Here is a 25215-nt window from a genome sequence, read left to right as displayed (position 1 = left end):
CACATTTTATAGGATTGCGAGGGTGAAGCCCGATGAAATGTCCGTTTTGCGGCTATGAGGACAGCAAGGTAGTCGATTCGCGGCCGACCGACGAGGGGACGAGTATCCGCCGCCGGCGCGAATGCCTCAAATGCCTCAAGCGTTTTACCACCTACGAAACGGTCGAGCGCATGCCGCTCATGCTGGTCAAGCGGGACGGCACCCGACAGGCCTACGACCGCCAGAAGCTGTTGAACGGGCTGATGAAGGCCTGCGAAAAGCGGCCGGTTTCGCTCATGCAGCTCGAGCAGATTGTGGATAATGTGGAGCAGAAGGTGTTCGGCTCGCTCGAGAGCGAGGTATCCAGCAAGGTCATCGGAGAATTGGTCATGGAGCAGCTCCGCAAGGTGGACGAGGTGGCCTATGTGCGCTTTGCCTCGGTCTACCGCCAGTTCAAGGATATCAATACGTTCATGGAAGAGCTTAACACTTTGATTAAAGATAAATAAAAATCCTTGACAAATCCCGCAAAGCGCGGTACACTAATAAACAAGCAATATACTATAGAAATTGTAGGAAAAGGAGGAGACCGTAATGCTGGCACTGCGAATGTCCATGTGCATGATGTGCGGTTTTGCTCGTTTTTCTGCAATACAGCCGTAACAGGGCTGGTTATGCTGCAAGCGGGCCGTATTTGTCATGCGGCGCGATGCGGTTCAGATGGAAAGCGAGCGGAAAGCAGGACTGCTTTCCGCTTTTATTTTGAAACGAGGGGGAATAAGGTTTGGAACAGGATGTCATTGTGCGAATCCAAAACCTGAACAAGACGTTCCGCGGGCGCGCGGGTACGGTCGTGGCGCTTGACGGCGTCAGTCTGGACATCAGGCGCGGCGAGATATTCGGCATCATCGGCCTGTCCGGCGCGGGCAAATCCACGCTGGTGCGGTGCATCAATTTTCTGGAAAAGCCGACCGAGGGTACGGTCACGGTGGACGGGCAGGAGCTGGGGGCGCTTTCCAAAAAGGAGCTGCTGCAGGCGCGCCGCTCCATGGGCATGATCTTCCAGCAGTTCAACCTGCTGCAGCAGCGCACTGCGCTGCAGAATATCTGCTTCCCGCTGGAAATCGCGGGGACAGGTAAGGCGGAGGCGGAAAAGCGGGCGCGTGAGCTGCTCGATATCGTCGGCCTGAGCGACCGCGCGGGCAATTATCCGTCCCAGCTTTCCGGCGGCCAGCAGCAGCGCGTGGCCATCGCGCGGGCGCTGGCGACCAACCCCAAGATCCTGCTCTGCGACGAGGCGACCAGCGCGCTGGACCCGACGACGACGCGCTCCATCCTCGCGCTGCTCAAGGAGATCAACCAGACGCTCGGCATCACGATTGTGGTCATCACGCATGAGATGGCGGTTATCGAGGAGATCTGCCAGCGCGTGGCGATCATCGATTCCAGCCGCATCGCAGAGGTCGGCACGGTCGATCGGGTGTTCACCCGCCCGCAGTCCGCGATGGCAAGGAAGCTGATCTATCCGGATGGCAGGCGGGAGCGCCTGGCCACGGGCAGGCATTACTGCCGCATCGTGTTTGACGGAAACTCGTCGTTTGAGCCGGTGGTATCCAACATGGTGCTGGAATGCAAGGCGCCGGTCAATATCATGTTTGCGGACACCAAGGATATCGACGGGAAGGCATATGGCCAGATGATCCTGCAGCTGCCGGAGGATGAACGCGCGGCAAAGCGGGCGCTGGCCTATCTGGAAACGCAGAACGTGCATGTAGAGGAGGGCGACGCGCATGCTTTCACCTGATTTCTGGGCGCAGGCCCTGTGGGAAACCCTGTACATGGTCGCGGTATCCACCGTGGTCTCCTATGCGATCGGGCTGCCGGTCGGCCTGCTGCTGGTGGTGAGCGATAAGGGCGGCATCCGCCCGATTCCGGTGCTCAACACCGTGCTGGGCGTGGTTGTCAATATCCTGCGCTCGGTGCCGTTCCTGATCCTGGGCGTTATGATTACGCCGATGACGCGCGCGATCACAGGCTCCTCGATCGGCACGACCGCGATGATCGTGCCGCTGACCATGGCGGCCGCCCCCTATGTGGCGCGCATGGTCGAATCCTCCATCAAGGAGGTGCCGTTCGGCGTGATCGAGGCCGCGCAGTCCATGGGGGCAAGCCCGTGGCAGATCGTGTGGAAGGTGCTTGTGCCGGAGGCCAAGCCCTCGCTCATGGTCGGCGGCGCGATCTCGGTCGTCACTATCCTGGGCTATTCCGCGATGGCTGGCTTTATCGGCGGCGGCGGCCTGGGCGCGGTGGCGGTCACCTACGGCTATAACCGCTATCAGTTCGATATTATGCTGGTCGCGGTGATTATCATTGTCGTGGTCGTGCAGATCTTCCAGGAGGCCGGCCTTTGGCTGGCGCGCCGGCTGGATAAGCGCAACCGGTAAAGCGGTTTGTTTTGTTATCATTAAATTAATGATATAGGGGCGTCGCTGCGGCCGCGCGCCGTCCCACCAATGAGAAAAGGAGAGAACTGATTATGAAAAAGAAAATCGCAGCCCTGCTTGCGGGCGCGCTGTGCCTGACAGCGCTTGCAGCCTGCGGCGGGAACAACCAGAACCAGGCCGCGGATAACGGCGGCGCATCGGATGACGCGGCAAAGACCATTACGGTCGGCGCGTCGCCCACGCCCCATGCGGAGATCCTGAAGGCGGCAAAGGACGTGCTGGCCGAGGCGGGTTACACGCTCGAAGTGGTGGAGTTCACCGACTATGTGACCCCGAACACCGCGCTGGTCGAGGGCGACCTGGACGCGAACTATTTCCAGCACATCCCGTACCTGAACAACTTCAATAAGGAGAACAACGGCGACCTGGTCCCCGCGATCGAGATGCACTATGAGCCGTTCGGTATCTACCCGGGCAAGACCGCGACGCTGGACGAAGTGGCGGACGGCGCCACCATCGCCGTACCGAACGATGGCTCCAACGAAACGCGCGCGCTGCTGCTGCTGCAGGATGCGGGCCTGATCAAGCTCAAGGACGGGATCGACCCGACCTCGGACGCGACCAAGCTGGACATCGTGGAAAACCCGAAGAATCTGGATATCCAGGAGATCGCCGCGGAGCAGCTCCCGCGCTCGCTGCAGGACGTTGACCTTGCGGTCATCAACGGCAACTATGCCCTGCAGGCCGACCTGAACGCCAAGGAGGACTCGCTCATCACGGAGAATCCGGAGTATGCGCAGGTATACGTCAACGTGATCGCCTGCCGCAGCGGCGACGAGGACAGTGAAAAAATGCAGGCGCTGGCCGAGGCGTTGCAGAGCGATACGGTCAAGCAGTTCATCGAAGAGACCTATAAGGGCGCCGTGGTGGCGACCTACTAAAACAGGCCTTCCGACAGGGAGACAAAGCCGCCCGTTTGGGGGAATGGATAAAAAAAGAACCGCTGGAAAGCGGTTCTTTTTTTGATTCTCATTCTGCCGCGGCTTGTACGCCCGCCATGTCCTGCACGGGCTTGCACGCCAGCTCCTTGCTGATTTTGCCCGCGAAGCCGGTGAGCGTTTTGCCCGGGCCGATCTCGCACGCGGTGGTAAGACCCGCCGCCATGCCGTTGCGGATGAGCTGCGTCCAGCGCACGGGGGAGATCATGTGCTGCTCCAGATGCGCGGGCAGGTCGGCGCAGTCGAGCACGTTGCCGTCCAGATTGGAGTAAATGTCCATCTTGGGCGCGGAGAAGGTAAAGTCCGACACATAAGCGCGCAGCTCGGCCGCCGCCTTTGCCATCAGCGGCGTGTGGAACGCACCGGAAACCGCGAGCGGAAGCGCGCGCCGCGCGCCGACCGCCTTGCAGTTCTCAACCGCCTCGTCGAGCGCCTTGCGCTCGCCCGCGATGACGAGCTGGCCGGGGCAGTTGTAGTTGACCGGACGGACCAGGCCGCTTGTCACTTGGGCGCAGGCCTGCTCGATCGCCGCATCGTCCAGTCCGAGGATGGCAGCCATGCCGCCGTCGATCGAGTCCGCCGCCTGCTGCATCAGCTTGCCCCGCATGGACACGATCCTGACGCCGTCCGCGAGCGACACCACGCCGGCCGCCGCGAGCGCCGTGTATTCGCCCAGCGAGAAGCCCGCCGCGGCCTTGAAAGATACGCCGGCCTCCTGCAGCGCCGCGAGCGCGGCCATCGAGTGCGTAAAAATCGCGATCTGGCTGTTTTCCGTGCGGGAAAGCGTCTCCTTGTCGCTGTCAAAGCAGAGCTTTGCAACGTCCAGGCCCGCTCCGTCGCTGGCCTCTTCAAAAACCAGCCGTGCGGCCTGCGAATTTTCGTACAGATCCCTGCCCATGCCCGGGGCCTGCGCGCCCTGGCCGGGGAAAAATGCAAAACCGTATTCCATTTCGTTCCTCCAAATATCGATGCCAGACCTCGGAAAAGGTTGACATTTTCGTGTCCTTTTATTATAATAGTCAAGGATTACTTTGTCAATCAAACTATTGTCGCTTTTCCACGGTTTTTGGGAGAGCGATTTGATTTTAGGGAGCGTGGCTATCATCAACACTCAACTGATCGGCACGGGATCGTGCATTCCGGAGTTTGCCCTGACCAATGCGATGCTCGAGCAGATGGTCGACACCAGCGACGAGTGGATCGTCAAGCGCACCGGCGTGCGCGAGCGCCGCATCGCCAAGAACACCCGCACATGGGAGCTGGCGCTCGGCGCGGCGCAGAACGCGCTGGCGGACGCGGGAATCACGGCGGAGGAGCTTGACCTGATCCTGGTCAGCACCTGCACACCGGATACCAACACGCCCAACACCGCGAGCGTCCTGCAGGACAAGCTGGGCGCGCGCCAGGTTGGCGCGATGGATATTAACAACGCCTGCGCGGGCTTCATCTCCGCGACCGACATCGCGGACAGCTACATCCGGTCGGGCAAGGCGAAAACCGTGCTCGTCGTTTCGGCGGAAACGCTGCACCGTATCACGGATTACACCGACCGCTCCACCTGCATCCTGTTTGGCGACGGGGCGGCCGCGGCGGTCTACCGCGCGACCGAGGACGCCGCCGTGGGCATCCAGTCCACGTTTATCGCGGCGGACGGCTCGGGCGCGGAGTACCTGTACATGGAGGCGCTGCCGGTTGAAGACCCGTTCGCGCCCGAGCGGACGGTCGACCCCAAGGCGCGCTTCCTCAAGATGCAGGGCGCGGCGGTCGTGCGGTTCACCGCGCGCGCGGTCCCGCTGGCAATCGATACCGCGCTGCAGCGCGCGGGCGTTTCGGCCGAGGAAATCGACTGGGTGGTGCCGCATCAGGCCAACCTGCGCATCCTGGACGTGATCGCCAAGCGCTACCATCTGCCGAAAGAAAAGGTCTATGTGAACATGGACCGCTTCGGCAACACCTCTTCGGCCAGCGTGCCGATCTGCCTGGACGAGATGCGCCGGAAGGGCCTGCTCAAAGCGGGCCAGACCATCGTCTGCACCGGCTTCGGCGGCGGGCTGACCTACGGCGCGTTTGTACTTAAACTGTAAAAGGGGAGCGAATCAAATGAAAACCAAGATCACAGAACTTCTCGGTATTGAATATCCGATCGTGCAGGGCGCGATGGCGTGGATCGCGGAGCATCACCTCGCGGCGGCGGTGTCCAAGGCGGGCGGCCTGGGCATCATCGCGGGCGGCGCGGCGCCGGTGGATTATATCCGCGACGAGATCCACAAGGCACGCGCGATCACGGACAAGCCGCTGGGCATGAATATCATGCTGCTCTCCCCGAACGCGGACGACCTCGCCCAGCTCGCCATCGACGAGAAGATCGAGGTGCTGACCACGGGCGCGGGCAATCCGGGCAAATATATGGAAAGCTGGAAGAACGCGGGCATCAAGGTGATGCCGGTCGTCGCGTCGGTCGCGCTGGCCAAGCGCATGGCGCGCGCGGGCGCGGATGCGGTCATCGCGGAAGGCATGGAGGGCGGCGGCCACATCGGCGAGCTGACGACCATGCCGCTCGTGCCGCAGGTGGTGGACGCGGTGGATGTGCCGGTTATCGCGGCGGGCGGCATCGCGGACGGCCGCGGCATGGCCGCGGCGCTCCTGCTGGGCGCGGAGGGCGTGCAGTGCGGCACGGTGTTCCTCGCGTCCGACGAGTGCTATATTTCGGATAAGTACAAGGAGCTTGTGCTCAAGGCGAGCGATATCTCCACGGTTGTTACCGGACGCCCGTCCGGCCATCCGGTGCGTTCGCTCAAAACGCCGATGGCGCGCAAGTGCCTGGAGCTGGAGAAGATCGGCACCGAGCAGTCGCTGGAGGAGCTGGAGGCCGCGACCGCGGGCTCGCTGCGCAAGGCGGTGCAGGATGGAAACTATGAGGAAGGCACGTTTATGTCCGGCCAGATCGCGGGCATGCTCACCGAGCTGCGCCCGTGCGCGGATATCCTGCGCAGCATGACCGAGGGCGCGGAGCAGCTGCTCCGCACCGCATATCAGCGCTTTGAATAAGGAGAGCGGGAACATGGGTGTTGCAATTGTAACCGGCGGCTCGCGCGGCATCGGCGCGGCCATTTCGGAAAAGCTGGCAAAGGACGGCTATGATGTTGTAATCAACTGCGCCTCCTCGGTGGAGAAGGCGGAGGGCGTCGCGGAGAAGTGCCGCGCGCACGGCGTCAAGGCGGTCGTAAAGCAGTGGGATGTTGCGGATTACGCGGCGTGCGAGGCGGCGGTCAAGCAGATCAAGGAGGAGCTGGGCGTGCCGGCGGTGCTGGTCAATAACGCGGGCATCACGCGCGACGGGCTGCTCGTCCGCATGAAGCCCGACCAGTTTGACGCGGTTGTTTCGACCAACCTGAAGGGGACCTTCAACATGACCCAGATCGTCGGCGCGATGATGATGCGCGCCAAGGCGGGCAGCATTGTCAGCCTGTCGAGTGTGGTCGGCATTTCGGGCAACGCGGGGCAGGCGAATTACGCGGCCTCCAAGGCGGGCGTGATCGGCCTGACCAAATCCGCGGCCAAGGAGCTGGGGGCGCGCGGCGTGCGCGTCAACGCGGTGGCGCCGGGCTTTATCGAAAGCGATATGACCGACGTGCTGCCGGAGGATGTGAAGAAAGGCATGCTGGCGCAGATCGCCATGAAGCGCTGCGGCCGTCCGGAGGAGATCGCGGATATCGTTTCGTTCCTCGCGTCGGACGCGGCCTCGTATATCACCGGACAGGTCATCGTTGCGGACGGCGGCATGCTTTGACCGGCTGCACGGAAGCAGAAGGGCGGGACAGGCGCAGGCGGCGCGTCCCGGGAAAACGAGGAAGAAGGAGATGCTTTGATGGAACGGGTAGTTATCACTGGTATGGGTGCGGTCACGCCGGTCGGCAACGACGTCCAGACGTTTTGGGAGTCGCTCAAGGCCGGTAAGTGCGGTGTTGGGCCGATCACCAAGTTCGATGTATCGGAATTTAAGGTAAAGCTGGCCGCCGAGGTCAAGGACTTCGACGTGACGCAGTATGTAGATAAGCGCGAGGCGCGCCGGATGGACGTCAACTGCCACTTTGCGCTGGCGGCGGCGCAGCAGGCGGTCGATCAGGCGGGCCTCAGGGAAGGGAACTTCGATCCCTACCGCACGGGCGTGATTTACGGCTCGGGCGTGGGCGGCCTGCAGATCGCCGAGCAGGAGATCCCCAAGCTGAATGAAAAGGGGCCGGGGCGCGTGTCACCGCTGTGCATTCCGGAGATGATCGCCAACATGGCGGCGGCGTATATCTCCATGCGGTTCGGCTTCAAGGGCGAGAATTTCTGTCCGGTTTCCGCCTGCGCGACGGGCAACCATGCGATCGGCGAGGCTATGCGCGCCATCCGGCATGGCTATCAGGACGTCGTGGTCTGCGGCGGCACCGAGAACGGCATCATCCCGATCTCGATGGCCGGCTTCCAGAACATGAAAGCTGTGCATATGGGCGAGGATCCGGCGTGCGCCTCGATTCCGTTCGACGCCCGCCGGTCGGGCTTTGTGATGGGCGAGGGCGCGGGCTGCCTGGTGCTTGAGAGCCTGACGCATGCCCAGGCGCGCGGCGCGACGATCCTTGCGGAGATCGCGGGCTACGGCGCGACCGGAGACGCCTACCACATCACCAGCCCCTCTCCGGACGGAGAGGCCGCTTCGCGCGCCATCCTGGGCGCGATCACGGACGCAGGCCTGACCCCTGCGGATGTGGACTATATCAACGCGCACGGCACGTCCACCCCGCTGAATGAAAAGTATGAAACCATCGCCATCAAAAAGGCGTTTGGGGACGAGGCGTACAAGGTCAAGGTGTCGTCCACCAAGTCGATGACCGGCCACCTGCTGGGCGGCGCGGCCGCGGTTGAGGCGATCGCGTGCGTCATGGCGATCCGCGACGGTGTGGTGCCGCCGACCATCGGCTATCAGGAGGCGGATCCGGACTGCGATCTGGATATCACCCCGAACCGGGCGGTTGAGATGCCCGTGAACGTGGCGATTTCCAATTCGCTGGGCTTTGGCGGCCATAACGCCTGCATCCTGATTAAGAAGGTGTAATATATGGATATCAAGGAACTGAAAGACGTTGCCATCGAGCTGATGGATGCGCTCAAGGCCAAGGGCCTGGGCGAGGTAGAGATCGAGCTGGACGACGTGAAGCTGAAGATCAAATCCGCGCCTCCCGCGCCGGTTGTGGCGGCTCCCGCGGCACCGGCCGCAGCGCCGGCGGCTGCCCCCGCTGCCGCGGCGGAGGACGAGGCGCCCGCCGCGGCTGCGGCCGAGGACCTGCCCGAGGGTACGCCGGTCAAGAGTCCGCTGGTGGGAACGTTCTATTCCTCCCCGTCTCCGGACGCGCCGCCGTTCGTGCTGGTCGGCCAGAAGGTCAAGGAGGGCGACACGCTGTTCATCGTGGAAGCGATGAAGACCATGAACGAGATCAAGTCCCCGTGCGACGGAACGGTCGTGCGCATTCTGGCGCAGCCGGGCGATATGGTTGAGTATAACCAGACCATCGTTGTGATCGAATAAGGGAAACGGCAGCCGGTCCGCCGCGGGGCGCGGCAGGAAAGGGCTTGCGTTTTCACAGGAGAGGGATTATAATATGCTGAACAAAGAACAGATCATGGAGATCCTTCCGCACCGCCCGCCCATGCTGCTGGTGGACGAGATCCTCGAAATGGACGAGGAGCACGCGGTAGGCACGCTGCACCTGACGGGCGACGAGTTTTTCTTCCAGGGCCACTTCCCGGGCAACCCGATCATGCCCGCCGTGTTCCGGCTGGAGGCGCTGGCGCAGGTCGGCGGCGTGGCGCTGCTGTCCATTCCGGAATTCAAGGGAAAGACCGCAGTGTATACCGGTATTGATAAGGCGAAATTCCGCGCCATGGCCAAGCCGGGCGATACACTCCGGCTGGAGGTGCGGTTTGTCAAGCGCCGCGGCCCGATGGCGGTCGCCGAGGGCGTAGCCTGGGTCGGCGACCAGAAAGCCGCCGAGGCGGAAATCAAGTGCATGGTCATCATGGACTAAGGCAGGGGAAACAATGTTTCAAAAGGTACTCATCGCGAACCGCGGCGAGATCGCGGTCCGCATCATACAGGCTTGCCGCGACCTGGGCATCATTTCGGTCGCGGTATATTCCGAGGCCGACCGCGAGGCGCTGCACGCGCAGATCGCGGATGAAGCGGTGTGCATCGGGCCGGCGCGCGCCTCGGAAAGCTATCTGAATATGGAGAACATCATCTCCGCGGCGCTGGCCTCGGGGTGCCAGGCGATCCATCCGGGCTTCGGCTTCCTGTCGGAAAATCCGGATTTCGCCGAGCTTACCACCCAGGCCGGACTGGCGTTCATCGGGCCGACCTCGGCCACCATCCGTCTGATGGGCGATAAATCCGAAGCCAAGCGCAACGCCATCGCGGCGGGCGTGCCGGTTGCGCTCGGCACGGATGGGCCGCTGCGCGATTTTGACGAGGCGATCAGCGAGGCCGAGCGCATCGGGTATCCGGTTATGCTCAAGGCCGCGTCGGGCGGCGGCGGCAAGGGGATCCGCGTGGCGCACAGCGTTCGGGAGCTGAAGGACGCCTACGACAGCGCGGCGGCGGAAGCGGTCGCCAATTTCGGCGACGGGCGCCTGTATATGGAAAAGTACATCCAAAATCCGCGCCATATCGAGGTGCAGATCATCGGGGACAATTTCGGCAACGTGGTACACCTGTTCGAGCGCGAATGCTCGGTGCAGCGCCGCCATCAGAAGCTGATCGAAGAAAGCCCGTCCGCGTTCGTCACACCCGAGCTGCGCGAAAGGATGACCAGGGCCGCGGTCGATCTGGCCAAGCGCGTGGGCTACCGCAACGCGGGTACGATCGAATTCCTGGTGGATAGCGACCGCAACTTTTATTTCTGCGAAATGAATACCCGTATTCAGGTGGAGCATCCTGTTACCGAACAGGTGACCGGTGTGGACCTGGTGTGCGAGCAAATTCGGGTCGCGGCGGGCCGGCCGCTCTCGTTCGCGCAGGAGGATTTGACGCTGCGTGGCCACGCGATCGAGTGCCGCATCAACGCCGAGGACCCTGCCCGCAATTTCGCGCCCTGCCCGGGGACACTGGTGTCCATGCACCTGCCGGGCGGACCGGGCGTGCGCATGGATACGGCGGCCTATCAGGGCTATCAGATACCGCCGTTTTATGATTCCATGATCGGCAAGCTGATTGTTTACGGCGCGGACCGGCAGCAGGCGATCGCGCGCATGCGCCGCGCACTGGCCGAGACGCTGTTCGAGGGCGTCGTGACCGGTACGGATTACCAGATGCACATTCTGCGCTCCAAGGCCTTCGAGGAAGCGCAGTTCAACGTCAATTCGATCGCCAACGGCGATTTTGACCACTAATAAGGGGGGAACGGTATGGGACTGATCGACCTTTTCCAGAAAACGCGCGAAACCTCCATGGAGATGAAGCCGCAGGAGGAGGAAGGCGTCAAGGTAGTCAAATGCAAGGGCTGCGGCGCGGAGATCAAGGCATATGCTTACGGGAAAAACCTGTACGTCTGCCCGCACTGCGGCCGGTACGGCCGCCTGCTGGCGCGCACCCGCATTCGGCAGGTCGCGGATAAGGACAGCTTTACCGAGCTGTACGCCGACCTGGCACCCGCGGACCCGATCGATTTTCCGGGCTATGCGGACAAGGCTGCGGAGCTGGCCGAAAAGGTCGGCATGCTGGACGCGGTCAAAACCGGCGTGTGCCGCATTGGCGGCGTGGAAACCTGCATCGGCGTGATGGACAGCCACTTCATGATGGCGTCCATGGGTTCGGTTGTGGGCGAAAAACTGACCCGCCTGTTTGAATACGCGACCGAAAAAGGGCTGCCCGTGGTGGTTTTCACCTGTTCGGGCGGCGCGCGCATGCAGGAAGGGATGTATTCGCTCCTGCAGATGGCCAAGGTATCCGCCGCGGCGCGGCGGCACTCGGACGCGGGACTGCTGTATATCACCGTGCTCACCGACCCGACGACCGGCGGCGTGACCGCCTCGTTCGCGATGCTGGGCGACATCATCCTCGCCGAGCCGCGCACGACCATCGGCTTTGCGGGCCGGCGCGTGATCGAGGGAACTATCGGCGAGACGCTGCCGGAGGATTTTCAGTCCTCGGAGTTCTTGCTTTCGCATGGCTTCTGTGATAAAATAGTTCCGCGTAATCAACTGAGGGGAACTCTGGAGAACCTGCTCAAGCTCCACTGTGCGCCCAAGGGGAAGAAACGGCAGGTGTGGCGCCATGAAGAATAACAGGCCGGCAAGCGAAAAAATGCGCATCATACACGATACCAAGCGGCCTATGCTGAGCGACTATATCGAGACGCTGTTCGATGATTTCATCGAGCTGCACGGCGACCGCTATTTCGCGGACGACCACGCGATCATGGCGGGCGTCGGCTGGCTGAACGGCACGCCGGTGACCGTGATCGGCCACCGCAAGGGCCGCACGATCGAGCAGAATATGGACGCGAACTTCGGCATGGCCAATCCGGAGGGCTACCGCAAGGCGCTGCGCCTTGCGCACCAGGCGGAGAAGTTCCGCCGTCCGGTCATCAATTTTGTGGACACCTCGGGCGCATACCCGGGCGTGGGCGCGGAGGAGCGCGGGCAGGGCGAGGCGATCGCCCGCTGCCTGTATGAGTTTATCGAGCTGAAGACGCCGGTGATTTCAATTGTCACGGGCGAGGGCGGTTCGGGCGGCGCGCTGGCGCTGGCTGTGGCCGACCGCGTGCTGATGCTGGAAAACGCGATCTATTCGGTCGTTTCGCCGCGCGGCTGCGCGTCTATCCTGTGGAAAGACCCCACGCGCGAGGGCGAGGCCGCGGACGCGCTGCGCATCACCGCGCAGGACCTGTACGAATTCGGCATGATCGAGGGCATCATACCGGAGGGACAGTCGGGCTCCCAACTGATCCGCAACGTGGGCCGTGCGCTGCGCGACACGCTCGCGGAACTGGCGGCCGAGCCGGATATGGATACGCTGCTGCAAAAACGGTATGAAAAATTCCGTAAGATCGGAGTTTTCAGACAAATAAAACAAGAAGAAATCGAAGGAGTGTAAGACCCATGTTTGAAAAGATCTGTGAGCTGCTGGCTGACAAGTTTGACGCTGATGCTTCTACCATGACCATGGACACCAAGATCAAGGAGGACCTGAATGCGGACTCCCTCGACGTTGTCGAGCTGATGATGGACCTGGAGGAGAACTTCGGTATCACCATTTCCGATGAGGAAGCGACCCAGATGAGCACCATCGGCGATATCGTCAAGTATATCGAGGAGCATCAGGACTGATTCCACCCCAAACGGAAAAAGGCTTCGGAACCTTCGGGTTCCGAAGCCTTTTTTGTCATGCGGGGCGTTATTCTTCCCCCAGCCGGAAAGTGACCTGCCAGATACCGTCCAGCCGCGCGGAGGCAGAGTACAGGTTGGTGGACAGGGTACAGCCGGCCAGCGCCTCATAGGAGACTGGATAGACGAAGTCCGTATAGCAAACATCCTGCTCCTGATCGTTGTAGGACACGGTATATTCATGCCAGATCTGCGTCCCGTCCGGCGCGTACAGGAACAGGTCGGCGTGGTTATCCAGCGCCAGCGGTTTGCTTGCCGCATACTGCAGGTGCAGGCGGCCGTCGGAATAACCGGCGGCAACCAGGGAGAAATTGCCGTTTTCGCTCTGCCAGAGCGGCTGTTGCGGCACAAGGAAATCGTAGGTCGATTGCGATAGGACAGAGTCGGTTTGCACGCTGGGGGACCAACTCGCACCAGTGATCGGATGCGTTTCGGTCGGCGGATCGAGAGGGACCGCGGACAGGTCTGCGTCCACGGCAATATCGTCCTGGTGCAGCCGTCCGGTCAGGAGGGTGCGGACCGAAAAGGTGAATTTATCGCCCTTGTACCGCTCGCCGTCCATATTGGTGATTTCCAGATAATAGGTGGCGGTGCTGGTATCCGGAGCGTACTGGATCAGCGTGCAGTTGCTGACCTGCCCGACACGCGCCGGATAATGGAGGGAATAGCTGTCATACAGGTCGGGCGCGCTGTCCCCGAACAGGGCGCCGGTCGTGTCGGTCAGCGTCAGGTATACGCCCGCCGTATCGCCCTCGACAAAGGCGGAGACAACCTCCATCCGCACCCCCTGGTCCTCGCAGACCTCGTTGACCGGCATCAGCGCCTGCGCGGCCGCTGGGAGGAGGGCGTAAAGCACCTCGTAAACCGCGGGTACGTTCGCCGCGAGCGCGGGCGTGACGCACCCGACCGCTACTGCTGCGGCCGCGGCAATGGCGACGATGCGGCGCAGGCGGCACGGCGCGCGCCGGGGACGCTGCCCCTGCCGCATGCGCGCGAGCGTGTCCGACACAAGCGCCTCGTCCGGTGCGATGCGCTCATTCATGCTCTGATACGGTTTGCGGAAATCCATCGTCAAGCTCTCCTTTCATGATTTCACGGAGCTGCGCCCGCGCGCGGGTCAGGCGCGTGCGCACGGCGGAGGCCTTCTCGCCGCTCATGCGCGCGATCTCCTCGGCGGTATAGCCCTCATAATAGAACAGGTGGATTGCGGCGCGGTACTTGGGCGGGATGCGCCGCAGCGCCTCGTCCAGCGCGCTTTCCTCCGGCGCGGGGAAAGGGATGCGCTCGTCGAGCGGCACGTCATGCCGCCGCCAGGCGGCGCGCCAGTGGCTTTTCAGGCGGTTGAGCGTGACGCGGAGCAGCCACGCCCGTTCGTGCGCCTCGGTCTCAAAACAGGGGCGGCGCTGTACGACCTGCAGGAATACGTCCTGAAAGATATCGTCCGCGTCTGCGCGGCTGCGCGTCTGTGCATAGGCCAGACGGTATACCATATCGCCGTAAACGCGGAGCAGCTCCTCCGGCGTTTTGCTTGTCATGCGTTCCAGCCTCCTTTCAACTGTAATACGCCGCACAGGCGCGGAACGCTACACATTTTGCCTGTTTTTTTGTTGCAACAGGGGAGGGTATCTGCTATAGTAAAAGAAAAGGGAGGGGATCGAGATGGAAGAAAATTTAGAGGGAATCCAGCGGCCGGTTTACCGGAACCTGCGGATCATCTGGCAACTGCTGCTGATCGGCTCTGTGCTTTCGTTTTTTGACAACATTCTGGTCACGGTGGCCAGCATTGTTTTGCTTATCGTGCGGATTGTGCAGGTGCGCGCGCTGGCCGACGTATCGGATGGGATGGCGCGCGCATACCGCGTGCTGATTATCGGACTGGCACTGACGGTTGGTTGCTCGCTGCTCGGGTTGCTGTCGCTCGGCTCGATACTGAGCGTTATCTTTGTGCTGGCCGCGCTGGCAGGGGCGATTGTACTGATCGTTGCAGATTATTATTTTTATTTCGGATTGGACGACCTGGCTGCCTTGCGCGGCTATGCTTATCCGCAGGGCCGTATCAAGCGGTGCTTCTGGCTGTCGCTGATTGGCGGGGTGGTCGTTGGAACTGCGGAACAGAACGGGGCGGCATGGTTCGCGGAAGCGTGCAATATCGTGATAATGGTCGTCACGCTGGTGCTGTTCTGGCAGTACCTTGAGGCGGTAAAACAGGCCGAGCAGAACGCATAGCAAAAAAGAGGACGGAAATTTTCCGTCCTCTTTGCTTGTCTATCCGTCCTCAGCCTCTGACCGCGATGACTTCCACCTCGACCTTTGCGCCGAGCGGCAGCGCCGCGACCTGCACGCAGGAGCGCGCGGGCGGATTTTCGGGGAAATACTTGGCGTACACGCCGTTGAACGCCGCGAAATCATTGATGTCGGACAGGAAGCAGGTGGTCTTGACCACACGGTCGAACGCCACGCCGCCCTGAGCGAGTACATAATGCAGGTTTTTCATGACCTGCTCGGTCTGCTCCTCGATGGTAGCGGCCTCGATCTTGCCGGTCTTGGGGTCGATCGGCACCTGGCCGGAGGTGAAGATCAGGTTGCCCGTGACAACGGCCTGGGAATACGGGCCGACCGCCTTGGGCGCGAAATCGGAATGAAGCACTTCTTTGATTGCCATGGTGGAAAAACTCCTTTATTGAAAATGGTTTTGGTTGAACAGGATTATTTTTTGCCGCCCTTTACCTTTTTCAGGCGCTCGGTGTTGGAGAGGATCTTTTTACGGATGCGCACGCTTTTGGGCGTGATTTCGAGCAGCTCGTCGTCCGAAATGAATTCCAGCGCCGCTTCGATCGACATCTGGCGCGGCGGGATCAGGCGCAGCGCGTCGTCCGAGCCGGAGGCGCGCATGTTGGTGAGCTGCTTTTTCTTGCACACGTTGACCGCCATATCGTCCCCGCGCGGGTTCTCGCCAATGACCATGCCCTCGTACACCTGCGTGCCGGGGCCGATGAACAGCGGGCCGCGCTCCTGCGCGTTGAACAGGCCGTAGCCGACCGCCTCGCCGGTTTCAAACGCAATCAGCGAGCCGGTGGTGCGCTTGGAGATATCGCCCTTATACGGCTGGTAGCTGTGGAACACCGAGGACAGCACGCCCTCGCCCTTGGTATCGGTCAAAAACTCGGTGCGGTAACCGAACAGGCCGCGCGCCGGAATGAGGAACTCGAGGCGCATGCGGTCCGCGCCCTTGGGGTTCATGGAGACCAGCTCGCCCTTGCGGTTTCCCATCTTTTCCATGATCGCGCCCACCGCGTCCTGCGGCACGTCCGCGATCATGCGCTCGACCGGCTCGCAGGTTTTACCGTCGATCTCGCGGAACAGCGCCTTGGGCGCGCCGACCTGGAACTCGTACCCCTCGCGGCGCAGGTTCTCGATCAGGATGGACAGGTGCATCTCCCCGCGGCCGCACACGCGGAAGGAATCGGTCGTATCGGTTTCGTTAACGCGCAGGGACACGTCCTTGAGCAGCTCGCGGAACAGGCGCTCGCGCAGATGGCGGGAGGTGACGAACTTGCCCTCGCGTCCGGCGAACGGGGAATCGTTGACCGAGAAGGTCATCTCGACCGTCGGCTCGGAGATTTTGACGAACGGCAGCGGCTCGACCGTGTTCGGGTCGCACAGCGTTTCGCCGATGGTGACGTTTTCAATGCCCGAGAAGCACACGATTTCGCCGGCGGTGGCCTCGTCCACCGGCTTGCGCTCCAGCTCCTCGATGGTGTAAAGCGTGACCACCTTGGCGTTGTACGGCTGGGTCGTGCCGTGGTAGTCGCATACCGTGACCTGCTGGCCCACCTTCATCGAGCCGCGCTCGATGCGGCCAATGCCGATGCGGCCTACATAGTCGTTGTAGTCGATCGAGGAAACCAGCATCTGCGTCGGGCCGTCGGTATCCACCTGCGGGGCCGGAATGTGCTCCAGAATCTGCTCGAAGAGCGGGGTCAGGTCGGTCCCCTCGGCGTTCGGGGACATGGAGGCCGTACCCGCGCGGCCCGAGCAGTAGACGATCGGGCTGTCGAGCTGCTCGTCGGTCGCGTCGAGGTTCAAAAGCAGCTCGAGCACCTCGTCGCCGATCTCGTTCAGGCGCGCGTCCGGACGGTCGATCTTGTTGACTGCAATGATGATCTTGTGGCCGAATTCCAGCGCCTTCTGCAAAACAAAGCGGGTCTGGGGCATGGGGCCTTCGGCCGCGTCCACCAGCAGGACGACGCCGTCCACCATCTTGAGGATGCGTTCGACCTCGCCGGAGAAATCGGCGTGGCCCGGGGTGTCAACGATGTTGATTTTAACGCCTTTATAGTGTACCGAGGTGTTTTTGGCAAGGATGGTGATGCCGCGCTCGCGCTCGATATCGCCCGAGTCCATCACACGCTCCTCGACCACCTGGTTCTCGCGGAACGCGCCCGCCTGCTTGAGCATCTGGTCGACCAGCGTGGTCTTGCCGTGGTCGACGTGCGCGATGATGGCGATGTTGCGCAAATCGTTTCGGATCATGTATATTCCTCCATCAGCGGAAAATTTTCGTGCAGATATTATTATACTGTTTTTTTAGTGGGTTTTCCACTTGTTTTATCATCAAAAATAGTGCAATATAAAGGCATAAAACTGTCAATATTTGCGATTTCCGCGCGGTTACGCAACGCTTGCGGCGGGGAAGGGGAAGATGCGCCGGCCCTGCGTCCGCGCTTGCGGCTGGGATTGTAGTATGGACGGAAAAACCGCGCCCTATGCCGCGGCGGCGCCCGCCCCGCCGGACGGGACGAAAAAAATTAAAAAAATTTGGATAAAAGCTTGACTTTGCGGCAAAACCTATTGTATAATACTTTCTGTCAGTTTGACTGGCAAACATTGATAGCCGAATTGTGTAAAGGTAGCACGACAGACTCTGACTCTGTTTGTGAGGGTTCGAATCCTTCTTCGGCTGCCACCGAAAAAGCAGCTTTCCACAAAGGAAAGCTGCTTTTTTCTGCTTCAGACACAGGCTTGCGCGCGGGAGCGCGGCAAGGGGAAAGGGCGGCGCGCAAGCGCCGCCCTTTCCATTAGTATACCAGGTGATCGGGGTCGAGTCCGGACCATCCGCAGCCGGTCAGGGTATCCAGCGTCCGCATATCCGTCTGGTCGAGCGAAAAATCGAAAAGCCGTGCGTTTTCCGCAATGCGGGCGGGCGTGACGCTTTTGGGAAGCGGGATCACGTCATGCTGCAGCGCCCAGCGCAGGCAGAGCTGCGCGACCGAGCGGCCGTATTTTTCCGACATGGCCTGGATTTCCGGCGACTGGAATATGCGGCCCGAGCCGAGCGGGCTCCAGCCCTCGACGGCCATGCCGTGCGCGCGGCAGAATGCTACGGTCTCCTGCTGTGTCATGCCGGGATGGAACTCGATCTGGTCGACCATGGGCTTGACCGTACAGGCGCGCAGGATGTTTTCGATATGCCTGGGCCGGAAGTTGGACAGGCCGATCGCGCGGACCTTGCCGGCTTGATACAGCGCTTCAAACGCGCGCCAGGTTTCCAGGTTGACCTCCTGCCAGTTGTCAAAGTATTTGGGGTCGTGCGGCCAGTGGATCAGGTAAAGGTCCACATAATCCGTTCCCAGTGCGAGGAGAGAGCGGTCGCACGCGGCGAGCGTGGAGCGGTAGCCCTGGTCGGGATTCCACAGCTTTGTGGTGAGGAAAAGCGCGCCGCGCGGGATGCCGGAGGCGGCGACGGCCTCGCCCACGGCCTGCTCGTTGTGGTAGGCGGCCGCGGTGTCGATATGCCGGTATCCCGCGGCGAGCGCGGCGGCAACCGAAGCGGCCGCCTGACTGACGGGTGTTTTCCATGTGCCGAAGCCGACACAGGGGATGGCGGTGCCGTTTGCAAGCGGGATGCGGTCCTGGATATGGTTCATGGCGCTGGCTCCTTTTTCACATCTTTTCCCCAGTATAGCATAAACCGCGCCGCGCGGCAACAGAAGGCGCCGCTACGCCTGTTTGAGCGCGTCGCGCAGCTTCTCCAGCGCCCGCTTTTCGATGCGGGATACATAGCTTCGGGAGATCCCGAGCTGCTTGGCGATTTCGCGCTGGGGCAGCGGGGCGGGCAGTCCCAGGCCGTAGCGCAGGCGGATGATCTCGCGCTCGCGCGGGGAAAGGCTGTGGGCGAGCGCCTGGTGCATGGCGTCGTACCGGTCGTGCTCGTCGACCGCGGAAAGCCCGTCGTCCTCACAGCAGATCACGTCCTGCAGCGCGAGCGCGTTGCCGTCCCCGTCGGTGTCCAGCGCGTCCGAGAGCGACAGCTCGCCTGCGGATTTCCGCTTTTGGCGGAAGTGCATGAGAAGCTCGTTTTGGATGCATTTGGAGGCATAGGTGGCCAGCTTGATGTTTTTATCCGGCTTGAAGGTGTTGACCGCCTTGATCAGCCCGATGGTGCCGATTGAGATCAGGTCGTCCTGTTCGGCGCTGGCGGCGTAATATTTTTTGACGATATGCGCGACCAGCCGCAGGTTGTGCTCGATCAGCAGCGCGCGGGCCTTTTCATCCCCCTCCTCCTGCATCCGGCGCAGCAGCCGGCCCTCTTCTTCCGGCGTGAGCGGCTTGGGGAAGGAACCGTCCGCGCCCTGCACGCGCAGGACGAAGAAAAAGAATGCGCCGCCGAGCGCGAGCAGGGCGGGAAACAGCATGGGACATGCACCTCGTTTCGGTTGGAATACCGCTACCCTATGCGCGCCGCAGGATGTCCTATGCCTGAGAAAATAGGGCTTGTATTTTGGCAAAATATCCAGTATAATATTAATACTAACGGCAAAATGCACGAGGAGGTGTAACAAATGCCAGGTGGACAGGAATACCTGAATGCAATCATGAGCTTTGCTCCGCTGGTCATTATCATCGTTCTGTTCTATTTCCTGCTGATCCGTCCGCAGCGCAAGCGCGACAAGGCGGAACGCGAGATGCGCAACTCGATTGCGGTGGGCGATGAGATTTCCACGATCGGCGGCTTCATCGGCCGTGTCGTCAACATCAAGGACGACGTGCTGATCATCGAGTCGTCGAACGACCGCACCAAGCTCAAGATTTACCGCTGGGCGATCCGCGGCAAGGAGGCCGAGCCGACCGAAACGGTCGAAGCCCCCAAGGATGCCAATAAGGACGCCAAGTAATATCCTTGATTCTTGCCGAATATGCTAAACCATCATATGTTCGGCGGGAGGATGCGTAAGCTATGAGAAAAACCAATGAGGGCCGGTCGCCGGCCGGCATTTTGTTGCCGTCCGCGGCGGCTGGTTTGTTGACGACCCTGTTCCTGATGCTGGTGGGAGCGGTTTTTGTCCAGCGCGGAACGCTGGAAGAAGGGATGATCGCTCCGGTCGCCTTGGCCTTTCTGGCGCTCGGCTGCCTGGCGGCGGCGTTTATTTCCGCAAAGCGCGCCTCCGGCGGCAAATTCTTCTGGGCGCTCGGCGCGGGGATGTTGGTTTTTCTGATCCTGCTGGTCACAGGAGCCGCGCTGCTCGACCAGCCGGCACATATCGTACGCGTTGCGATCAGCCTGCTCTGCGCGCTGGCCGCTTCGGCGCTCGGCGGTTTGGCGGGCGCCAGTATGCGCAAGAAAAAGCGTTACAGTCATTTGAAAAAGTAGGAGGGAATTATCATGAAGCATGTATCCACGCTGACCTCTGCCACCCTGAAGCAGACCGCGGCCCACGGCGGCTGCGGCGAATGCCAGACTTCCTGCCAGTCCGCCTGCAAGACCTCTTGCACGGTGGCCAACCAGAAGTGCGAACACGCGAAGTAACCGCGGGTCCCCATGAAGTCAATCGCAAGGCGTGCCGGTCAAGGCGCGCCTTGTTTGCTGTATTATCGGAGGAAATAATAAAATGATCCATCGTTATGTGAAAAACGGGCTGCACTTTGTGCTGGATGTCAACTCCGGCGCGGTGCATGTGCTGGACGAGCTGTGCTATGCCGTGTCCGGTCTGATCGATGCCGATATGGCGGAAGCATGCCCGCAGGCGGTCGTGGACGCATTGCCGCAGTATCCGGCGGACGAGGTGCGCGAGGCCTATGGCGAGCTGTACGAGCTGAAGCAGGCGGGCCAGCTGTTTGCGGAGGACGACTATATCGATGTCAGCCGCTACATACCGGTCGGCGCGCCGGTCAAGGCGCTTTGCCTGCATGTCGCGCACGACTGCAACCTCAGGTGCAAATACTGCTTTGCATCCACCGGCGATTTCGGCCAGGGACGCAAGATCATGCCGCCGGAGATCGCGAAAAAGGCGATCGATTTTGTGATCGCGCGCTCGGGAAAGCGGCATAATATCGAGGTGGACTTCTTCGGCGGCGAGCCGCTGATGGCGTGGGATACGGTTGTCCAGACGGTCGATTATGCCCGCAGCCTGGAGGAAAAGCACGGCAAAAAGTTCCGCTTTACCATCACCACCAACGGCCTGCTGCTCGATGCGGACAAGCGGGCGTATATCAACGAGAATATGGATAACGTCGTGCTCTCGCTCGACGGGCGCCCGTCGGTCAACGACGAGTTCCGCAAGACCGTGTCCGGCGCGGGCAGCTATGACGTGATCGTACCCAAGTTCAAGGCGCTGGTCGATGCGCGCGATCCGGAAAAGGACTACTATGCACGGGGTACGTTCACCTCGCACAACCTGGACTTTGCCGAGGACGTCGTCCATATCGCGGACGCGGGCTTCGACCGCCTTTCGGTCGAGCCGGTCACGGCGGACCCGGGCTGCGGCTATGACCTGACCGAGGCCGACCTGCCCCGAATCGAGGCCGAGTACGACCGCCTGACCGAGATCATGCTGGAGCGGAAAAAGGAGGGGAAGCCGTTCTCGTTCTTCCACTTCATGGTCGATCTGGACCAGGGACCGTGCGTGGTCAAGCGGCTGCGCGGCTGCGGCGCGGGTTACGAATATGTCGCGGTCACGCCGGACGGCGACATCTATCCCTGCCACCAGTTTGTCGGCAAGGAGGAATTCAAGCAGGGCAGTGTGCTCGACCAGTCGTTCGATATGGACATCGCGGCCCGCTTTGCCGGCATGAATATTTATTCGCGCCCCAAGTGTCAGAAATGCTGGGCAAAGTTCTACTGCTCGGGCGGCTGCTCGGCGGCAAATTACAATATGAACCATGATATGAACGATTCCTACGATCTGGGCTGCGAAATGGAGCGCAAACGCCTGGAATGTGCAATCTACTTGAAAGCAATGGATAAAATGTGCAATAATTGAGCACAGTGCCGATTAAGGTGAAGTTTTTGTAAAATTCGTTGCAGATGTGGTATATTGTGCCGTATAATGAATACTGTATTTTTCAGTGCTTCGCAAAGGAGATGATGGTATGCCGCACAATATCCGTGTAGCTGTAATCGGTGAGGATGAATATGTGCCGCGCCTGGTCCGCGCGATTCTGGACCGGCAGATCATCCCCGCCGGCAATATGTTCCTGTCCGCGCAGGACAAGGCGGCGGTCGAAGCGGCCGCGGGGCGCGGTGTGCAGCTCTGCGAAAGCAGCGCCGCGGCCGTGGTCAACAGCGAGATCGTGCTGGTCTGCGCTTCCAGGCGGGAGATGGGGACCGAGCTTGCGCCGATTTCCCAGTGTACCCGCGGGCGAACGTTGGTTACCGTCTGCGACAGCGGCGCGGTGGATATCGCGTTCGTCAAGGAGCGCGTGGTCTTTGGGACGGAGATCATCGCCGCTACCATCCACCGCGGCGAGGACGGCGGCCTGTATGCGACCTATGCGATCGACGACGGGGTGCGGCTGTTCCTGCACCAGCCCTGCCGTGATATGGTGGACGCGCTCTGCCGCTGAAGCGGGTTCTAAAAATCCCGAACCGAGAATATGCTGTTTCATGACCTTCCGTGAGGGGGAGACGTATGAAGAAACAGCATATTCTCGGTTTTTTTGATTCCCTGGTGCGCACGCCGGCGTTCCTGTTCCTGTGCGCCATGTTTTTGTGCGGCGCGCTGGCGGGCGGACTCACCGGCCTGCATGCCAGCGAGGGGGACAGCGCGGTTGAGCTGACCGCCATGCTCGCAGCGCTGCCGGAGCAGGCGGTGAAAAGCGTGCTGTGCGCGGTGCTGTGGGTGGCGCTGCCGCTGGTGTGCGTGCTGCTGCGTCCGGCGGCGCTTTTCCTGTCCGGACTGGCGGCGGCGCGCGGCTTTGTGCTTGCGCTGACCGTAGCGGTCGGCGTTGGGCGGGAGGAAAGCCTGCTGCTTTCGCTGTGCGCGGCCGGTATACCCGCTGTGCTCAGCGTTTCCGCCCTGCTGGCGGCCTGCGCGATGGTGTGGCAGAGCGGGGAAACGACGGGGCGGTATTCGCTGCGCGCCTGCCGCGCGCCGTATGCGCTCTGTATCCTGCTGGCCGCCTGCGGCGCGCTGCTCCGCGTGGGCTTTGCCGCGCTGTGGAGCCTGTGACGCGCGGCGGGACCGGATATTTCCCGACGCGGGCTTGCCCGCGCTTTCCCTTTATAGTACAATGGAAAAAGGAGGGATAAGGATATGAACAAGGTAAAAATCACGGTGCTGAAAACCACGCTGGATGAAGAACTCGCGCGGGAGTATGGGGCCGAGGGGCTGAAGGCCTGCCCGATGCTCCGCGAGGGACAGGTGTTCTACGCCGATTATGCCAAGCCGGACGGGCTGTGCGACGAGGCGTGGAAAGCCATCTACCAGTATGTATTCGCGCTGGCGCACGGCGCGGGGAAGGAAACGTTTTATTACGGCGACTGGATCCGCAAGCCGGGCGTGGCGATCTGCAGCTGCAACGACGGGCTGCGGCCGGTCATCTTCAAGCTGGAGGCGACGGAGGAGCGGTCGGAAATCGATTATACCCCCGTCCGGTAAACAGGCTGCCGCGTGGGAAGCGTAAAAAAACAGGCCGCGCCGCGGCCTGTTTTTTTTATCCCCTGGCAGGCGGGCCTGCCGGAACGGTCTGCATCAGCAAGCGTCCTTTTCGCTGCAGAACGCAACCTTCTTCCCTTCCAGGATAAGGTTGGTCGTGCGCACGGCGCACATTTTGCCGCACATCGAGCATTGGTGCCGTTCGCTCGGCGGCACCTGGTTGTAGAATCGCTCGGCTTTTTCCGGATCGAGCGCGAGCGAGAACTGCCGCTCCCAATCCAGCCGGTGACGGGCCTCGGCCATAGCGTTGTCGCGGTCGCGCGCGCCGGGCAGGCCGAGCGCGATATCCGCCGCGTGCGCCGCGATCTTGCTGGCCACGATCCCCTCGCGCACGTCGTTCTCATCCGGCAGGCGCAGATGCTCGGCCGGCGTGACGTAGCACAGGAAATTCGCGCCGGCCTGCGCCGCGATCGCGCCGCCGATGGCCGAGGTGATATGGTCATAGCCGGGCGCGATATCGGTCACAAGCGGGCCGAGGACATAGAACGGCGCGCCGTGGCACAGGCGTTTCTGCAGCTTCATGTTGGCTGCGATCTCGTCCATCGCCATATGGCCCGGCCCCTCGACCATGACCTGCACATCGCGCGCCCAGGCGCGGCGGGTCAGGTTGCCCAGCTCGATCAGCTCGCTGAGCTGGCCCGCGTCCGAGGCGTCGGCCAGGCAGCCGGGGCGCAGCGCGTCGCCGAGCGAAATGGTCACATCGTACTGGCGCAGGATGTCGAGCACATCGTCGTAATATTCGAAAAACGGATTCTCATTGCCGGTCATCTGCATCCACGCGAACAGCAGCGAGCCGCCGCGCGACACGATATTCATTTTGCGCCCTTCGCGCATGAACGCCTCGACCGCGCGGCGGTTGATGCCCGCGTGGATGGTCATGAAGTCCACGCCCTCCCTGGCGTGCGCCTCCACCACGCGCAGGAAATCCTGCGCGGAGATCTCCAGCAGGTCCTTTTCCAGATACCCGATCGCGTCGTACATGGGTACCGTGCCGATCATGGCGGGGGAAAGGTCGATGAGCTGCCGGCGGAACGTGTTGGTCTTGCCGTAGTTGGACAGGTCCATGATGGATTCCGCGCCCATGTCGATGGCCATGCGCACCTTGCGCATCTCCATCTCATAATCCTTGCAGTCGCCCGAAATGCCGAGATTGACGTTGATCTTGACACGGGTGCCGTCGCCCACCGCCTCCGCGGACAGGCTTTTGTGGTTGATGTTGGCCGGAATCGCAATCGTACCCTTTGCGACGCGTTCCATGATGAACTCGACCGGACGGTTCTCCTTTTTGGCGACCGTTTCGATCTCCGGCGTGACGATGCCGCGCTTGGCGGCGTCCATCTGGGTTGCATAGTTTCTCATGGCTTGCTGATGCTCCTTTTCTGATATTGTCACCCGAACACGGCGTTTTCCGGACCGCCGCGGCATGCGGTGCGCTCT

Annotated in this window: 30 protein-coding genes and 1 tRNA gene; 23 read left to right on the top strand and 8 right to left on the bottom strand. The window is 61.6% G+C overall.

Annotation, left to right across the window (positions count from 1 at the left end; translation table 11 throughout):
* Window positions 1–32 precede the first annotated feature (32 nt).
* The 4 genes from nrdR (at window position 33) to ACYQ3S_RS03360 (ending at window position 3364) form a co-directional block, all read left to right on the top strand.
* Window positions 33–488, top strand: a complete 456-nt coding sequence (gene nrdR / locus ACYQ3S_RS03375; protein WP_054326682.1) for a transcriptional regulator NrdR — start codon at window positions 33–35, stop codon at window positions 486–488.
* 275 nt (window positions 489–763) lie between these two features.
* Window positions 764–1783: a methionine ABC transporter ATP-binding protein gene (locus tag ACYQ3S_RS03370; protein ID WP_459687327.1), complete on the top strand. Its 1020-nt coding sequence runs from the start codon at window positions 764–766 to the stop codon at window positions 1781–1783.
* Complete coding sequence (locus tag ACYQ3S_RS03365; RefSeq protein ID WP_054326684.1) at window positions 1770–2423, top strand: methionine ABC transporter permease; 654 nt, start codon at window positions 1770–1772, stop codon at window positions 2421–2423. The genes ACYQ3S_RS03370 and ACYQ3S_RS03365 overlap by 14 nt, the downstream gene beginning before the upstream one ends.
* Before the next feature lie 92 nt (window positions 2424–2515).
* Window positions 2516–3364 (top strand): MetQ/NlpA family ABC transporter substrate-binding protein, encoded by an 849-nt coding sequence (locus ACYQ3S_RS03360; RefSeq protein ID WP_459687326.1) that lies wholly within the window; start codon window positions 2516–2518, stop codon window positions 3362–3364.
* A gap of 88 nt (window positions 3365–3452) precedes the next feature.
* Here ACYQ3S_RS03360 and fabD read toward each other — a convergent pair whose 3' ends face one another.
* Window positions 3453–4370, bottom strand: a complete 918-nt coding sequence (gene fabD / locus ACYQ3S_RS03355; RefSeq protein WP_459687325.1) for an ACP S-malonyltransferase — start codon at window positions 4368–4370, stop codon at window positions 3453–3455.
* A gap of 145 nt (window positions 4371–4515) precedes the next feature.
* On the opposite strand from fabD, the gene ACYQ3S_RS03350 reads away from it, so the two are divergent.
* The 10 genes from ACYQ3S_RS03350 to acpP all read left to right on the top strand — a co-directional run bounded on the left by ACYQ3S_RS03350 (window position 4516) and on the right by acpP (window position 12787).
* A complete protein-coding gene (locus ACYQ3S_RS03350; protein WP_459687324.1) occupies window positions 4516–5505 on the top strand; it encodes a beta-ketoacyl-ACP synthase III in 990 nt (329 codons plus the stop codon).
* Between the two features lie 16 nt (window positions 5506–5521).
* The gene (fabK, locus tag ACYQ3S_RS03345; protein ID WP_459687323.1) at window positions 5522–6469 is read left to right on the top strand and encodes an enoyl-[acyl-carrier-protein] reductase FabK; all 948 of its coding nucleotides are present in this window, start codon (window positions 5522–5524) and stop codon (window positions 6467–6469) included.
* A gap of 13 nt (window positions 6470–6482) precedes the next feature.
* Complete coding sequence (gene fabG, locus ACYQ3S_RS03340) at window positions 6483–7211, top strand: 3-oxoacyl-[acyl-carrier-protein] reductase (protein WP_459687322.1); 729 nt, start codon at window positions 6483–6485, stop codon at window positions 7209–7211.
* A 75-nt stretch (window positions 7212–7286) separates the two neighbouring features.
* A complete protein-coding gene (gene fabF / locus ACYQ3S_RS03335) occupies window positions 7287–8519 on the top strand; it encodes a beta-ketoacyl-ACP synthase II (protein ID WP_207724480.1) in 1233 nt (410 codons plus the stop codon).
* 3 nt (window positions 8520–8522) lie between these two features.
* On the top strand, window positions 8523–8990 hold the full coding sequence (accB, locus tag ACYQ3S_RS03330) for an acetyl-CoA carboxylase biotin carboxyl carrier protein (protein WP_459687321.1): 468 nt from the start codon (window positions 8523–8525) through the stop codon (window positions 8988–8990).
* Window positions 8991–9063: 73 nt separating this feature from the next.
* Window positions 9064–9489 carry a 3-hydroxyacyl-ACP dehydratase FabZ gene (gene fabZ / locus ACYQ3S_RS03325; RefSeq protein ID WP_054326691.1) on the top strand — a complete coding sequence of 142 codons (426 nt, stop codon included), beginning with the start codon at window positions 9064–9066 and terminating at the stop codon, window positions 9487–9489.
* A gap of 13 nt (window positions 9490–9502) precedes the next feature.
* Window positions 9503–10849 (top strand): acetyl-CoA carboxylase biotin carboxylase subunit, encoded by a 1347-nt coding sequence (gene accC / locus ACYQ3S_RS03320; protein WP_459687320.1) that lies wholly within the window; start codon window positions 9503–9505, stop codon window positions 10847–10849.
* Between the two features lie 15 nt (window positions 10850–10864).
* On the top strand, window positions 10865–11743 hold the full coding sequence (gene accD, locus ACYQ3S_RS03315) for an acetyl-CoA carboxylase, carboxyltransferase subunit beta (RefSeq protein WP_459687319.1): 879 nt from the start codon (window positions 10865–10867) through the stop codon (window positions 11741–11743).
* Window positions 11733–12554, top strand: a complete 822-nt coding sequence (locus tag ACYQ3S_RS03310; protein ID WP_459687318.1) for an acetyl-CoA carboxylase carboxyltransferase subunit alpha — start codon at window positions 11733–11735, stop codon at window positions 12552–12554. Before accD ends, ACYQ3S_RS03310 begins: the two co-directional genes overlap by 11 nt.
* 5 nt (window positions 12555–12559) lie before the next feature.
* Window positions 12560–12787, top strand: coding sequence for an acyl carrier protein (acpP, locus tag ACYQ3S_RS03305; protein WP_054326695.1), 228 nt, complete (start codon window positions 12560–12562; stop codon window positions 12785–12787).
* A 67-nt stretch (window positions 12788–12854) separates the two neighbouring features.
* Here acpP and ACYQ3S_RS03300 read toward each other — a convergent pair whose 3' ends face one another.
* Together ACYQ3S_RS03300 and ACYQ3S_RS03295 are read right to left on the bottom strand one after the other, a co-directional pair.
* A complete protein-coding gene (locus tag ACYQ3S_RS03300; protein WP_459687317.1) occupies window positions 12855–13913 on the bottom strand; it encodes a hypothetical protein in 1059 nt (352 codons plus the stop codon).
* A complete protein-coding gene (locus ACYQ3S_RS03295; protein ID WP_459687316.1) occupies window positions 13879–14379 on the bottom strand; it encodes an RNA polymerase sigma factor in 501 nt (166 codons plus the stop codon). The genes ACYQ3S_RS03300 and ACYQ3S_RS03295 overlap by 35 nt, the downstream gene beginning before the upstream one ends.
* A 124-nt stretch (window positions 14380–14503) precedes the next feature.
* Here ACYQ3S_RS03295 and ACYQ3S_RS03290 point away from each other — a divergent pair, with 124 nt between their 5' ends.
* Entirely contained in the window at window positions 14504–15070 is a 567-nt protein-coding gene (locus ACYQ3S_RS03290) for a hypothetical protein (protein WP_459687315.1), read from the top strand.
* A gap of 49 nt (window positions 15071–15119) precedes the next feature.
* Here ACYQ3S_RS03290 and ACYQ3S_RS03285 read toward each other — a convergent pair whose 3' ends face one another.
* A complete protein-coding gene (locus ACYQ3S_RS03285) occupies window positions 15120–15506 on the bottom strand; it encodes a RidA family protein (protein WP_054326698.1) in 387 nt (128 codons plus the stop codon).
* 44 nt (window positions 15507–15550) lie between these two features.
* Complete coding sequence (typA, locus tag ACYQ3S_RS03280) at window positions 15551–17377, bottom strand: translational GTPase TypA (RefSeq protein ID WP_459687314.1); 1827 nt, start codon at window positions 17375–17377, stop codon at window positions 15551–15553.
* 359 nt (window positions 17378–17736) lie between these two features.
* Here typA and ACYQ3S_RS03275 point away from each other — a divergent pair.
* Window positions 17737–17810: transfer RNA gene (locus tag ACYQ3S_RS03275), tRNA-Gln, on the top strand.
* Window positions 17811–17922: 112 nt separating this feature from the next.
* Here the strand turns inward: ACYQ3S_RS03275 and ACYQ3S_RS03270 are convergent.
* Both ACYQ3S_RS03270 and sigK read right to left on the bottom strand, forming a co-directional pair.
* Window positions 17923–18771, bottom strand: coding sequence for an aldo/keto reductase (locus ACYQ3S_RS03270; protein ID WP_459687313.1), 849 nt, complete (start codon window positions 18769–18771; stop codon window positions 17923–17925).
* A 72-nt stretch (window positions 18772–18843) separates the two neighbouring features.
* Window positions 18844–19539 carry an RNA polymerase sporulation sigma factor SigK gene (gene sigK / locus ACYQ3S_RS03265; protein WP_459687312.1) on the bottom strand — a complete coding sequence of 232 codons (696 nt, stop codon included), beginning with the start codon at window positions 19537–19539 and terminating at the stop codon, window positions 18844–18846.
* Between the two features lie 147 nt (window positions 19540–19686).
* On the opposite strand from sigK, the gene yajC reads away from it, so the two are divergent.
* The 7 genes from yajC (at window position 19687) to ACYQ3S_RS03230 (ending at window position 23721) form a co-directional block, all read left to right on the top strand.
* Window positions 19687–20019, top strand: coding sequence for a preprotein translocase subunit YajC (gene yajC, locus ACYQ3S_RS03260; RefSeq protein ID WP_054326700.1), 333 nt, complete (start codon window positions 19687–19689; stop codon window positions 20017–20019).
* 62 nt (window positions 20020–20081) lie between these two features.
* The gene (locus tag ACYQ3S_RS03255) at window positions 20082–20495 is read left to right on the top strand and encodes a TIGR04086 family membrane protein (RefSeq protein WP_459687311.1); all 414 of its coding nucleotides are present in this window, start codon (window positions 20082–20084) and stop codon (window positions 20493–20495) included.
* 12 nt (window positions 20496–20507) lie between these two features.
* Complete coding sequence (gene scfA, locus ACYQ3S_RS03250) at window positions 20508–20651, top strand: six-cysteine ranthipeptide SCIFF (protein ID WP_078096990.1); 144 nt, start codon at window positions 20508–20510, stop codon at window positions 20649–20651.
* An 82-nt stretch (window positions 20652–20733) separates the two neighbouring features.
* Entirely contained in the window at window positions 20734–22104 is a 1371-nt protein-coding gene (gene scfB / locus ACYQ3S_RS03245) for a thioether cross-link-forming SCIFF peptide maturase (RefSeq protein ID WP_459687310.1), read from the top strand.
* 109 nt (window positions 22105–22213) lie between these two features.
* Entirely contained in the window at window positions 22214–22687 is a 474-nt protein-coding gene (locus ACYQ3S_RS03240) for a hypothetical protein (RefSeq protein ID WP_459687309.1), read from the top strand.
* Window positions 22688–22752: 65 nt separating this feature from the next.
* Complete coding sequence (locus ACYQ3S_RS03235) at window positions 22753–23292, top strand: hypothetical protein (protein ID WP_459687308.1); 540 nt, start codon at window positions 22753–22755, stop codon at window positions 23290–23292.
* 84 nt (window positions 23293–23376) lie between these two features.
* On the top strand, window positions 23377–23721 hold the full coding sequence (locus ACYQ3S_RS03230) for a TIGR04076 family protein (RefSeq protein ID WP_459687307.1): 345 nt from the start codon (window positions 23377–23379) through the stop codon (window positions 23719–23721).
* 93 nt (window positions 23722–23814) lie between these two features.
* On the opposite strand, the gene thiC is transcribed toward ACYQ3S_RS03230, so the two are convergent.
* Window positions 23815–25137, bottom strand: a complete 1323-nt coding sequence (gene thiC, locus ACYQ3S_RS03225; RefSeq protein WP_459687306.1) for a phosphomethylpyrimidine synthase ThiC — start codon at window positions 25135–25137, stop codon at window positions 23815–23817.
* Window positions 25138–25215: the final 78 nt, after the last annotated feature.

It is taken from the genome of Agathobaculum sp. TL06, from assembly GCF_054658635.1.
The sequence above is the reverse complement of the archived record's forward strand: the minus strand, read 5'-3'. Positions and strand labels throughout refer to the sequence as shown.